General features: G+C 45.2%; 6 protein-coding genes. 2 read left to right on the top strand and 4 right to left on the bottom strand.

Annotated features, from left to right (window positions below):
* The first annotated feature begins 376 nt into the window (after positions 1-376).
* Both FFM80_RS09685 and FFM80_RS09680 read left to right on the top strand, forming a co-directional pair.
* The gene (locus FFM80_RS09685) at positions 377-1705 is read left to right on the top strand and encodes an MATE family efflux transporter (RefSeq protein WP_137640600.1); all 1329 of its coding nucleotides are present in this window, start codon (positions 377-379) and stop codon (positions 1703-1705) included.
* Positions 1706-1783: 78 nt separating this feature from the next.
* Positions 1784-2905, top strand: a complete 1122-nt coding sequence (locus FFM80_RS09680) for a hypothetical protein (RefSeq protein WP_137640599.1) — start codon at positions 1784-1786, stop codon at positions 2903-2905.
* A 66-nt stretch (positions 2906-2971) separates the two neighbouring features.
* Here the strand turns inward: FFM80_RS09680 and FFM80_RS09675 are convergent, their stop codons facing one another.
* From FFM80_RS09675 to FFM80_RS09660, 4 genes are all read right to left on the bottom strand, one after another.
* A complete protein-coding gene (locus tag FFM80_RS09675) occupies positions 2972-6064 on the bottom strand; it encodes a mucin-binding protein (RefSeq protein ID WP_137640598.1) in 3093 nt (1030 codons plus the stop codon).
* A gap of 367 nt (positions 6065-6431) precedes the next feature.
* A complete protein-coding gene (locus FFM80_RS09670) occupies positions 6432-9455 on the bottom strand; it encodes a mucin-binding protein (RefSeq protein WP_137640597.1) in 3024 nt (1007 codons plus the stop codon).
* Positions 9456-9840: 385 nt separating this feature from the next.
* Positions 9841-12825, bottom strand: a complete 2985-nt coding sequence (locus tag FFM80_RS09665) for a mucin-binding protein (RefSeq protein ID WP_137640596.1) — start codon at positions 12823-12825, stop codon at positions 9841-9843.
* Between the two features lie 385 nt (positions 12826-13210).
* Positions 13211-14395 (bottom strand): MFS transporter, encoded by a 1185-nt coding sequence (locus FFM80_RS09660; RefSeq protein WP_223877332.1) that lies wholly within the window; start codon positions 14393-14395, stop codon positions 13211-13213.
* Positions 14396-14482: the final 87 nt, after the last annotated feature.

The raw sequence follows: 14482 nt of genomic DNA, 5'->3' as shown, positions 1-14482 counted from the left end.
CTAGCTACCAGCTTTCTGTCCACCATATACATCTGCGCTATCATGATTCTATTGAAATAGTTTGAGAACAGACCCTACTTTAACGTCACTTTTGTCGGCAAGCGTTTAAAATCATTAACCCACTTGATCTTGATTTACTTTGTCCCCGTCTCAATATTTGATTCGTCGCTGAGCCCTAATTATTGCCACTAACTTGAGGCATCAAACCCGCCCAGTCTGTTTTTGAGCTATGACTTGCACTATCAAAATCATGAACATCTGATCCACCTAACCTGTAGCAGCTTGGTTAAGCAGCCTGCCATTCGCCCCTTGCAAAGTCACCACGATAAGCTTAACTTTAAAGCAGGTTATCTTTTTAGTTGGGAGTTCAAGTATTATGGAAGAATTATTCGTCAAAAAGCCGATTCCACAGGCTTATTTTCAATTAGCATTACCCGTTGTCTTTGGGATGTTAGCCAGTATGATCTATAACTTGGCTGACACCTTTTTTGTCTCACAAACCCAGAATACGAGTCTGGTCGCCGGAGTGGCGTTATGTACCCCGTTATTTTCATTTATGCTGGCCGTGGGTGACATTTTTGGCTTGGGTGGCAGTGCCTTAATGTCGCGCTTATTAGGCCAAAAGCACACAACTACCAGCCGGCGCGTCAGTAGTTTCTGTGCCTATATTGCCCTAGCAACTGGGCTAGTCGTCACTGTGCTATTATTAAGCTTCGAGACGCCGATTCTACATCTCTTTGGGGCTACGGCCGCCACTTATCCTTATGCAGCCCAGTTTTATCGCATTATGGCCTGGGGCGCGATTTTTATTATCTTCTCATTGGTTCCTAGTAATTTAATTCGGACAGAAGGTTTGGCTAAGCAATCCATGATTGCCACGGTTGCCGGCACCGTCCTAACGATTATCCTCGATCCCATCTTCATCTTTCCATTACACGGTGGGGCCGCTGGGGCTGCCTTAGCAACCGTTACCGGCTATGCGTTGACCGATCTCGTTTTAGTCTATTTCGTCTTAAAACAATGTCAAGTTAACACCGTCGACTGGCATCAAATGCGCATTAGCGGTCATTTAATTCGTGCCATCCTAGTCATTGGAATTCCAGCCTCGATTACCAATCTCATGCAAAGCTTCGGGACTGCCTTGTTAAATAACTACTTGGCTCATTTTGGCACCACGCAGGTCGCCGCGGTCGGAATTGCCAATAAAATCTATATGGTCGTCATGTTATTAATGGTCGGCTTTGCGTTTGGGGTCCAACCACTCGTCGGCTATAACTTTGGTGCCAAACAATTCCCCCGTCTCAAGAAAATTATTGCGTTTGATTTATTTATTGAAGCCGGCTTAGCCCTAATCCTCGCTAGTCTGCTCATGCTGGTCGCGCCTACCCTAGTTAGCTGGTTCATGCCACAACCTGCCATTGTTAAAGCTGGTAGCCTGTTATTACGCAGCTTGCTCAGTACGACGCCATTTATCGGGGCAATCCTCGTCTTTACGACCGTCTTTCAATCAACCGGTCAAGCACTTGGCGCCTTCATCATGTCGATTTCTCGCCAAGGCTTAATCTTCTTAATCGTGATTGTCTTAGCAGATAACTGGTCTGGCTATCTAGGCGTAGTCTGGTCACAACCAATCGCCGACCTCATCACCTTCATAATTGGCTTAGCCATCTATCAATTTAAATTCAAGCCATTGTTAACGATTTAAACCAACAACTATTTTTCTTGTTCGCGGTTAGTGGTATATTAATATCGTAAGATAAAACTTTTTGGAGGAATGTTTGTTATGAAGAATTGGTCTCGGCAGTTGGGTACTGCCATTTTTGCAACAGTCTTAGGCTTAAGCGCGGTTACCGCGGTCTCTGCGGCAACGTACAATCAAAAGGGTCATGCCCTCGCGAATTATAATGTCAAAAAATATAAAACGGTTAATAATAAAAATTATTACCAAGGTGCTTACAGCTATCAATCAGCCCCTGGTTATGACCGCGGTGGCTTATATCAAACCACACCTGGCACCATTACCCGGACAGCCGGGACAGTCAAAAAGCTAACATTCAAGACGAACCTCTACTTACCCGTTACTTATGCCACTTCTGGCGATTGGGGTAATCCTCAAAGTGAAGTTTTGTCTAAAAACGGTAAGACGTTATACACGCTAGTCATGCTCAACAAAGCTAGCCAAACTGGTCGTGTGGTCAAATATGACTTGGCAACCTTACGCAACAAGTATCACGTCTCAACGACTAACATGACCGCATTACGGCGGGCAACCTATGACAAGAGTGTCAATCAGTTAACGGCCACCGACAAAGCCATCTTGAATTGTATGCAAGTTGGCCCAACCTTTAACGCGGGTCATGGACAATCATTAGCACTGAATCCTAAGAATGGTGAACTTTGGTTCGTCGGCAGTGCTAACATCAAAGCTAACGTTCAACGTGTCAGCACCAAGACCCTGAAGCCCAACAAACGGATCAACTTCACGTTGAAGTCGACTGTCGCAATGGGTGAAAACTTGACCTTTGATAAGAAGGGTAACGCCTACTTCTACACTTACTCATATGGCGGCTGGGCCCCTAAGAACAGCCTCAAGATTTACAAAGGTAAGATCAACAAGAAGTCAGTTAAGTTCCACTTAATCATGCAAGGTTTACGACATAACCCTGGTTGGAAATCACAATCAATCGCTTATAATGCCAAAAAGAATCGCTTGTATTTCGTTTCCAACTCCAGCATTTCATCCGTTCCTGTCAGCAAGTTAGGCAAGCTGAAAGCGAAGGACGTGAAAGCCGTTAAGTTATCTGGTCAACGTGAATTCGAAGGTTTACAATTCGATCGCAGTGGTGCCGGTTACTTAATGGTCAACAAAGGCGCTGAAATTTTAAAGACTAACGGCAGTTTCTAAAACTAGCCGACTAAAATCCCCAAGGTGGATGTGAAGTACACATCGATCTTGGGGATTTTTTAATCACTAATCTTGTTTCCGAGCTTTAAATCCTAGTGCCGTTAATAGACTAGTTAGCAAGACGCCGAGACCCAACCAAGCTGTCGCTGGTTGATTGTCATCACTAGTTTGTGGTAACGCCGGGGTCGCCATCTTTGAACTAGTGACCGGTTTAAACGCTGCTTTGACTGGGACAACGGTTGTCGTCTTAATCACTGCTTTAGTCGTTGGTTGCGATACCTGAGCTGTCGTCCGGCTAACACCCGCATTCAAAGCATCACCATCCGGAGCCAAATCAACTGTCTTAGCACTAGCCAATTTAACCGGTTGACCAGTATTGACATTGGTTGATGTCGGCGCAATCGTGTCGCCAACACCATCATCTACAACCGTTGGTGCCGTGGTCGTAACTGGCTGATTAGTGTCAGTCGTCACCGTGATGCCATCCGCAGCGCCAGTATCAGGACTAGTTGGATCGATTGTCGCACCAGACTGATCCGTATTCGGTTCAGCTGGCGTCGTCACGCCGGTATTGTGATCAGTCGCCGGCTTCGTTGGTGGTGTGACCTCCTGGTTAGGATTAGTAGCTGGTTTGGTTGGCTTGGTCGGTTGAACTGGATTAGCAGTATAAGTCACCGTTGTCTCTAAATCAGCACTGGCAGCCGTAACCGGCATCGCCGCCACCGTCAAATGATCAGCGGTATAGCCAGCAATCGTTGGCGCGACTTGGGCAGCAAAGTCCGTTACGCCGTTTGCAGCGACCCAATCGGTATAAGTCTTCACACCAGTCACCAAGTCGACTTGACCCGTCCGCATAAAGTTAACCGTAGCTACTTGGTCAGCCGCCGCCGTTTTACCGTTTGCATAAACATAATGAATCGTCCGCGTAACGGCTTTTTGCAAGTCACTAGCAGTCGTCATCGCGGTCAACTGATGCTTAAAATGGACCGTATATGTTTGAGCCGTATCGGTATAATTGAAGGCCGTCGTTGGCAAGTCATTTTGGCCTAATTCGTAGCCCGCCGCCAGGTAGTCCGCGATGGTCGTCGCGGCATCATCAGTCACGGCACTCCCCTGTTCACCAGTTAAGGTTACCGTTTTTAAGGTTGTGGCGTTCGTATCGTCAACATAGTTCACGGTAACTTGGCCCATCAAAACTGGGTTCTTCGTATAGACATAAGTGACCGTACCACCCGCTGCCGTCAAAGTTCCGTTAGCGGCTAAGCTATCAGTGCCCATTTGACTAAACGTGTAACCATCAAACGCTTTTTGTGTCGTAGTATACGTCAAATCTACTAGTTGACCACGCGGATAAGTGGCTGCCGTTGTTCCTAAAACTTGGCCGTCCGTATCCACATAATTGACAGTCACGGCACCAGCTGGCACATCCGGCACGGCCATCAAGTACAGATATTGTGGGTCCAACGTATAAGTCCCCGTCAACGGCGCTGTCCGAGCAATCACCTTGTAACCAGGCACGTTCATATAGCTGCTTAAATCATAAGTATCACCGAGATTAACCCCATTGACGACTCGATCAGGCAATGCCGCAATTGGTTTGACGTTTTGATCAACGTATTTGACGGTAACGTTAGGATGATCTTGGAAATGGGCACTTTGATAGACTTGCATATCAGTAATCAAAGTTGTCCCATCAGGATATTTTACTTCCACAAAGTCACCATGCGGGGTCGGATAATCGTAATCCGAATAAACATAGCCAATATTGCCATAAATCAAGAATGTTTTAACGGTCGGATATTGTTGGACATTGTCAATTTGATACTGATTATTGCCTAAAGACGTTATTCTTTGTTGTCCAGCCCCATTCGTATTAAAGCTCCACCTAAACGCATCATTAATTGTTTCTCCTTTAAGTCCGGTTAACGTGATACCCGTAAACGTTACTGGTTGACCATTTACTAGATTCAAGGTGTTGTTTCGGTTAATAATCATTTGGCCTTCCGCCGCAATAAAAGCATTGCCAGTGATTCCGGCCAATGGTGAAAAGTCGGACAAGGCGTTATTATCGATCCCAATGTAAGGGGAATGACCATTATTCCCAATGGCGGTTAACCAAGGACCCAGTGACGCTAATTGGGCATTAGTCATCCCATATTGATGCCCTTGATACTGCCCGATACTTGGTGACAGGCCAAAGTTATAGATTGCACTACCATCGATGGCTTTCAATGGATCTAAGTTTGTTTTGGCAGGATATGGCAAGTATAACTCCAAGCGTTGCATCCGCAACTTAGCCAGTGGCGATAAATCAATATTAATTCCAGCTGTAGTATCAGCAGCGGCCACCCGTACCGTTAGCCCAACTGAAGGTGCTAGGTATTGCAAACTCTCAATTCCGGCTAAGCTTTCAATCGTGGTGTCAGCAATATTAGGATTATTATTGACGTAAGGTGAGGTCGTCTCAATGCTTAAGCTGCCACGATACTTTTCAATAGTGCCAATAGTCAGCTCGTCATTGTCAGCAACATTAAATACCTTTTTCATAATGGCTCTTAAATTAGCATCAGGAATCGTCACTACAGTTGCTGGATCAGGCGTTTTCGCATCTGGATTTGTCTCATCCGTAGTTGTGGTCGTCGTGGTCGTTGTTCCCGTGCTAACCATACTGCGCGCCATTCTGCCTCGTGCTTGACTGGCAACTGATTGCGCCTGTTTAACTTGTGATCCTTGTGAGCTTACCGAACCCGCACTGGCATTGCTGGCAGCTGAATTACCGGCACTCGTGGCGCTATTAGCAACGTCACTCGCCGCTGAAGTACCACTAGTCACACTGGTTGGTGCTTGACTCACACTCGAACTGGCTGAAGACCCAGCACTAGCTGACGCACTCGCCGCTGATTGACCACTAACTTTACTTTCACTGGTCACACTGCTAGTTGCGCTAGGTGCGGCACTAGTTGAGGCCTGACTAGTCGATGAACTGGCAGCACTGCTGACTTGAGTCGCCGTTGGAGCCTGCTGGTTCGTATTCGCACTGGCCACGGTTAATTGTGTGGTTGACATCACCATCACCGCCGTTGTGATCCCCATAATCATCCATAACTTCTTATGCTTATACATCTTAACGTGTTCTTTAGTTCTTTGAGTTGTTAACATTTGTGTATCCCCCTAAGCTGATGGTTACTAGCCGTCTATATGAATAATTAAATCACCTTTAATAATTAATTTTATACTCTTATCATAGAACCGTTCTACTGATAGTTCAATAGGCTAACAATGCCTATTATCAACCATAAATTATAGTAATGTTACTTTAAATAGATTGACCCAATTAACTAATTTAAAATCTGGCCGTAATCGGTTTCACAGTAACGAATACCGTTGATTGAGCGTTTGCGAGCCAATCAACCTCGCATTATTACCAAACTTAATACTGACCGTAAATTAATTTGTTCACTCACATAAAAAACGCTGATTCAATGCGATTTCTCGCACTAAATCAGCGTTTTTTTTCGATGATAGTTTAATGCTGCCGAGATTTAAAACCAACAGCCGTTAACAAAGTGCTTAACAAGAGCCCTAATCCTAGCCAAGCTGTAGTTGGGCGTTGTGCATCACCGGTTTGTGGTAGCCCGGTTCTTGCCATAGAAGCACTAGTGGTTGGCTTTGAATCAGTAGTTGCCTTAACATTAGTCGCTGTTTTGACAACTTGGGGCTTGACTGCAGCATTGGTTGTTCCTAATGCTTGTGGGACAACTTTTACAGTATCATCAGCTGGTGCCAACTTCGTCTCAGTTGGCTTGGCTGACGACGTTCCTTTTTTAACTGGTGCCACTTGGATATGGTCGGCTTGACCACTATCAACATCGGCTGGTGCCGTAACCTCAGGGGCTACCACATTAATCGTGTCGCCCACACCATTATCATCAGTATCGGGTGTGGTTGGTGTCGTGGTACTGCCACCGTTATTATCGGTATCCGGACTGGTTGTCGTGGTCGTCCCACCACCGTCATTATCCGTATCCGGGGCCGTTGGTGTCGTGGTTCCGCCACCATTATTACCAGTATCGGGATCAGTTGGCTTGACGGGGTTAGCCGTATAAATCACAGTCGTCACTGTGTCAGCACTAGCAGCCGTTACTGGCACTGCGGCAACAACCAACTGATCAGCCGTGTAATCGGTAATTACTGGTGATGCTTGTGCAACAAAGCCAGTTGGTTGTTCAGTGACCCAAGCAGTATACGTGCTTACCCCGGTAACGGCATCCGTTGTGCCGGTCCGCGTGAACTGAATCGTCGCCACTTTCTCAGCGGCCGCGGTCGTCCCATCGCTATAAACATAGTGAATGGTTTGCGTAATCGTTTTTTGCAACGCATCTTTATCAGTAATTGCAGTCACGTGATGCGCCAAATGAACACTATAGGTCACGGGTTCTTCGCCATAAATAATCCCATCAGTTGGTACCCCATCATTAACTAAGTCATAGCCAGCTTTCAAATAACTAGCCACTTTATTGGCCGTTGTATAATCTGCAGTCGTGCCTTGGTCACCAGTTAAGACATCCGTTGCCAAAGTCTGACCGGTCGTATCATCAACGTAAGTCACCGTTGCATCGCCAGTCAACACGACATTCTTCGTATAAACATAAGTCACCGTACCACCAGCCACAGTTAAACGCCCATTAGCTGTCAAACTGCCCTCAGCCATGCCTTTAAACGTATAGCCATCAAACGCCTTTTGCGTCGTCTGATAAGTTAAGTCCACGATTTGACCATTTGGATAAGTTGCCGTATCCGTAGCTAAGACGTTACCATCATTATCAACATAAGCGACGTTAACTTGGCCAGCAGGCGTATTAGGAATCATCATGATATACAAGATTTGTGGATTCTGACTGAATGTCCCTTGAATGGGGCCATTAGTTGCCAAGGCCACATAATTTGCAACGTGCATGTATTGACTTAAATCAAAGCTATCCCCGATTTTTGTTCCACTCACAACTTGATCAGGCAAGCCAGTAATCGATTGGCCTTTAGTGTCCACATATTTAACGGTAACTGTTGACACTGACTGAAAATTAGCTGGTTGAAAAATCCGCATATCGGTCCGGAATGATACCCCATTGCTATAAGTGACATCTACATAGCGACCAGGTTCCCATTTATCAGAGTGTGGAATACCTAAGTTACCATAAACGATATACCCATCAAAACCACTGATTGGTTGAATATCATCAATCTGATACTGATTATTGCCTAAATTAGTTAACCGTTGTTCCGTGCCATCAGCCGTATTGAACGTATAGCCAAACGCATCGTTAATCGTTTCACCCTGAACACCAGTAATCGTCATCCCGGTAAAGACTGCCGATTGACCAGTGACCACATTAACCGGTGTCTCATTAGTTTTCATGACGACCTGACCACCAGCCGCAATAAAGACCCCAGACTTATTAATACCCGCTAACGATGAAAAGTCAGTCAAGCAGTTGCCGTTTAACCCAATATAGTTACCTGATAATTTATTATTTCCCATAGCAGTTAGCCAGCCACTCAATTCTTTTAATTGGGCATTCGTCATCCCATATTGATGTCCTTGATAAGGTGACTCATTAGGATTGATATCGACATACCACAAGTTATCCGTATCAATTGCAGTTAATGGCTTGAGATTAACGTAACCTAGGTAAGTCGATTCAATGGTTAATTGATACAAATTCAAAGCTGCTAACGGACTTAAATCCATACTTACAGTCGCACTCGTTGCGATTCGAATGGTCAAACTAATTGGCCCGCTTGTCAGATAATTAAGACTTTCAATCCCTGCGAGCGTAGTCACCGGCGTCGCATCAGTATTAACGGTTAACCGCCCATGCTGACTGCTATCGTAATGACGAATATCACCAACCGTCAACGTTTTGCTAGTATTTACAAATAAGGCTTTTTTAATCGCATTACTCAAGTTGGCATCCGCAATCGTCACGACCGTATCATCTGGCGTGGTCGTATCAGCGGCTTTAGTCGTCACTGCCGGTGCCGCCATCCGCGAACTTTTGACTTGGTTTGCCGGCGCCGGACTGACATTAGTTGGTGCAGTACTTGTCGTTGCCTGACTTGCTACTGATTTAGCATCACTAGCAGAAGGTGTTGCCTTTACCCCATCACTAGCGACTGAAGCAGCATTACTACCGACACTCGACCCAACCTGACTGCCTTCAGAACCAGCTTCACTAGTTGCGGATGCTGGTTCACCACTGGTTGCGCTTTGACCAGAATTAGTCGAACCATCACCGCTTGTCGCTGACGTGCCTGGTTCAGCACTCGCCGGTGTAACTTCAGCGTTGCTCAAAGCCGCCGAACCGGCCGACGTCCCTGCACTAGTGGACGTTGTGACACTGTTTTGACCTACATCGTCAGTTGCCGCTTGTGCTGGTGTTGCTGCGATGGTTCCAAGTGCTAACATCGTCGAGGTGACACCCATGACCATCCATAGCTTCTTGTGTTTATACATTTTAACCCGCGTTTTTGTCAATTCTTGATTAGCCATTTTAGTATCCCCCTTGGTGATCCCGACGATTTTTTATCATAAAAATTAATTATTTTTTATTTATATTCTTATCATAAATCCAAAAATGAATTAATTCAACAGGGAAACTATTGCAATCATTAACCATAATCAATACTAATATCGGTTTAAATTCATTGACCACTTTAACTTTTTTGATAAATCGTTCAAAAGCCTTAACGTCACTACCTATCAACCATTTTTGCCCAAATATAGCCGAACCACTACCAGTATTACAATCGCTAATACTAGGTCAAAACTTTTTTCTATCGGAATTCACGTTACTCATTAATCAACCTAGACCAATTTTGAATTAACGCGAAAAAAGCCTCAAACCAATCCAAGTTTGAGGCTTCCAATCTAAAGTTTAATTTTTCCGTTGTTTAAACCCAACTGCTGTTAATAAAGCCATAATCAATGTTCCTAATCCTAACCAGCCCGTTGCTTGCTGCTGGTTATCATTGGTTTGAGGTAATGCTGATTTATCAAATTTAGGACTTGAAACCGGCTTTAAATCTGAGGTCGGTTGATTAACCGACTTATCAGTGGCTAACTTAACTAATTGGGCTTTAGCAGTCACTCTCTCACCAGCAGCTTGCTGGGGTTCAGTGGCTGGTACCCTTGTGTCACCTTTATGAATCATATCGGCCTGACCACTATCAACATCAATTGGTTCATCAATAATTGGTGGTGTCACACTCTTAATTGTATCGCCAACATCAGCTTCATTAGTATCAGCAGTTGCAATCTCATCATTTTGACTATCCGTGTTCGGAACAGTTGGTGCTACAATCTCACCAGTATGATTGGCATCATCAGTACCTGGGCTAGTCGGTGCTTCAGTATTACCAGTATCTGGATCAACTGGTTTAACTGGATTAACCGTATAAGTAACTGTCGTTATCATATCGGTACTCAAAGCCGTAACTGGAACTGCAACAATCACTAATTGATCAGCTGTATAATTGACAATCACTGGTGAAACCTGAGCTATAAAGCTCGTCTGGCGGTCGCTATTTTGCCAATCCGTATAAACCACCTTGCTGGTTACGGCATCACGCGTACCAGTACGAGTAAACCGAATAGCAGTTACTTTATCAGGCGCGGCCATCGTCCCATCAGCATACCGATACTGAATCGTTTGCACGACTTGTTTTTGTAACGCCTCGCTAGCCGTAATGGTTGTTAGTTTATGATTCAAGCGAACTGTATAAGTTACTGGAGTTGCCCCATAAATAATTCCGCTTGCCGGCACATCATCATTAACCAGCTTATACCCTGCTTGCAAGTAATTGGCAATTTTCGTTGCAGTCGTGTAAGTCGCAACGGTCCCTTGATCACCAGTTAAACTGTCGTTTATCAAGATTTGACCAGTTGTATCATCATAGTAGGTGACGGTGGCATTGCCAGTCAAAGCGGCGTTTTTAGTATAAACATACGTCACCGTACCACCAGCGACCGTTAACGTCCCATTCGCAGCCAAACTATCTGGTGCCATCGTCTTAAAAACATACCCATCGAATACTTTTTGGACTGTGGTATAGCTTAGGTCCACAATCTGACCATCTGGATACGTGGCCCCAGTGGTTGCTAAAACGTGACCATCCGTGTCGACATAGTTAACAGTTACTTGACCAGCTGGCGTCGTTGGCATCAGTTTAACGTACAACGTTTGCGGGTCTTGGCCAAATGTCCCAGTAACGGGGCCACTAGTCGCAACTGCCCGATAACCAGCCACTTGTAAGTAAGGACTCAAATCAAAGCTATCGCCAATGTTAACACCATTTACGACCTGATCAGCCAAGCCAGCGATTGGCTGAACATTCGCATCGACGTACTTAACGGTCACATTAGGATGAGCTTGCCAGTTAGCGACCTGATAAACCATGATATCCATCTGCAACAAGACACCGTTAGCATACGTCTTGAAAATATATCGACCTGGCTGCCAGCGATCTGAGTAAGGTATCCCCAAATGGCCATACGTTAAGAACGGGTAACCTGGTGTTAGTTGCTGAACATCATCAATATAATATTGATTTTGACCTAATGAACTGATGGGGTGCTTACCCGCTACACCGGTGTTCCAAGAATAACCGTATGAATCGGAAATAGGTTCACCATACAAACCGGTTAACGTAACACCGGTAAAAGTCGCGGGTTGGCCAATAACCAAATTAACTGGATTATTAGTCACAATCGCCACTTGCCCCATCGCAGAAACATAAGCACCCTTTTTGGTAATCCCCGCTAATGGTGAAAAGTCCGTAATACAATTGTTATTGAGTTCAAGACCGGATTCGCGTGCATAAGTATTATTGGCTATTTTAGTCAGCCAAGGGGCTAGCTGCACTAATTGTTCGTTAGTCATCGCATACTGATTGCCTTGAAAGGAAGCCCCATTAGGTTCAATCCCCATTACCGTAAAGTGACTTGGGTCAATGGCCATTAATGGTAATAAGTTCATCTGACTAGTATGGTCTGATAGAATTCTTAAGCTGATAAATCTTAACGGTGCCAGCGGGGTGAAATCAATATCTACCGCAGCATTGTCAATTTGAAGATCTGCATAAATTAGTACCCCTACCGGCAGATACTCCAGGTTTTCAATACCGGCCAACGTTTTGATTGGCGTATCTACACCCGTCGCAATCGTAAAGGTATTACCGGGATAATTTTTAATCTGACCAATCGTAATCTGATCAGTCGTTGCCAAATTAAGTCCTTGTTTAACCGCGTTACTTAGATTGGTATCCGCAATCGTGACGACGGTATCATCACTAGGCATAGTGGTAGCGGCCGTTTTAATTAAAGCAGCTGGCGACGCAACTCGCATCATTCGCGGTTCGCTACTTTGACGGACCGCTGTTGACGCCACGCTAGTACTCGTTGAAGTAGCGGCGGATGATGCTTGACTAGTAACCGACTTAGCCATCCCCGATTCAGTCCCCGCACTAGCGGCACTCGGTGCGGTACTACCAGTACTTGAATTCACTTGACTGCTTTCAGAACCACTCGCGCTCCCATTATTGTCGACGGTTGAGTTAGCCGCGCCGCTAGCGGCACTTTGATCAGAGTTAGCAACCCGATCACCACTTGTCGCCACTGAGGCCGTCGACGTAACGGGACTAGCCTTTGTCGCCCCACTCAAAGTTGCGGCTGTCGCTGATGCACTCGTCTTCGCTGGCGTAACCGTAGTCATTTCACCGGTCGTTGTTGCAGTATCCGCCTGCGCCATTGTTGCTGGCAAAGTCCCTAATGCCAGCATCGTCGTTGTCATCCCCATTACCAGCCAAAGTTTCTTATGCTTATACAATTTAAAACGCGTTTTACTCGATTCTGGATTAGTCATCTTTGGTTCCCCTTTGATCACACAAACACCTTTTATTATTAATTGAATAATCGTTTTATTTATATAGTCATCATAAATCCAGAATAGAATTAATTCAATAGAGAAACTATTGTGATTGTTAACTATAATTAATACTAATGTCAGTCCAAATTAATCAACCACTTTAACTTTCAGCTTAAATCAGCTAAAAGCCATTGCATCATTACTGATGACCAGTTTTAATTAAAAACAAGCCTTACCACTGTCAGTATTACGATCATTAATACTGGCCGAAAAGCTTTTTGTTCAGTAATTTAACTAAGACACCATCTAACTAGACCAATTTTAAAAATCATCATAAAAAAACGCCACCAGCACTAACAGCTGATGACGCTTTAACTAATCATTAGTCACGATCAACGTGATCTTTTAATCCAAATAATAACACTAAAATACCTAAGACCAAGGCGCCGACAAAGACCCCAAACACGGCCGGAATCGAGAACCCAATACTAATGAGCATCCCCACCAGATAGGGTCCGCCGATTGCGCCCACTCGGCCAATCGACTGAGTCACGCCAATCCCCATCCCGCGAACAGCTAAGGCATAGTGACTTGGCGTAAAGGCAATCATAATCCCCCACGCCCCCAGTGTGAAGAAGGACAACCAAGCCCCACTCACTAGAATCATCATATTCGATGTTGCCAGGCCAAAGACCGCCGCGCTAGCCATCGTCCCTAACAAGTAGATCGACAAGACCAACTTGCGCGATACCCGGCCCACTAACCAAGCAGCCAAATAATACCCAGGTAACTGTGCGATACTCATCAACACCGTGTAACCGTAGCTTTTAACTAACGGGAAGCCACGCGTTGCGAGAACGGTCGGCAACCATAAGAACATCCCATAATAAACGAACATAATCACAAACCAGAGAATGCCTAACGCTAAAGTCGTCCGCCAATATTGCGACGACCAGACTTGTGTCCAAGCTTCTTTAAAGCTGTACTTTGCGGCTTCGGCAGTATGGGTTTCTGGTAGGTGTCGGCGAATCAAGATGACATAGAGACCCATTAAAGCCGTAATTAACACCGTGACCCGCCAACCGATATACGTCATCACTGAAAAAGCTAAGACGGCCGCTAAAATCCAGCCAAACGCCCAAAAGCTATCTACTAAGACCAGCATCCGCGACCGTTGCTTACCTTTAAAGTGATCGGCAATAATCGTCGTTGCCACCGGCAGTTCGCCCCCGAGTCCTAACCCGGTAATAAAACGCACTAAAATGAATAATTCAACATTCGGCGTTAACGCTAACAGTAAGTTACCGCCGGAAAATAATAGCAATGTCACCAGCATGATCGGCTTACGCCCAATCTTATCGGCTAAATGGCCAAAGATAATGGCCCCGAAAAACATCCCAAGTGACGTTACCGAGCTCACAACCCCCAAGGTGCTCGCTGATAAGTGCCAACTCGTCTTGATGGCCGGCATAATAAATGACAATAGCGCGACGTCTAAGGCATCAAATAGCCAGGCCGTCCCGATTAACAGCAAGAGCTTATTGCCCTTTACTTCTGTTGTTCCCAAAATAAATCTTCCCCCATGATTCCTAAATCCTAACTCAATGGTTTAGGTCTTTTTTACCTTTAAAAGGTGTCACAAGATTACCATGGG

It is taken from the genome of Lactiplantibacillus dongliensis (genome assembly GCF_005405105.1).
Classification (GTDB): domain Bacteria; phylum Bacillota; class Bacilli; order Lactobacillales; family Lactobacillaceae; genus Lactiplantibacillus; species Lactiplantibacillus dongliensis.
The sequence above is the reverse complement of the archived record's forward strand: the minus strand, read 5'-3'. Positions and strand labels throughout refer to the sequence as shown.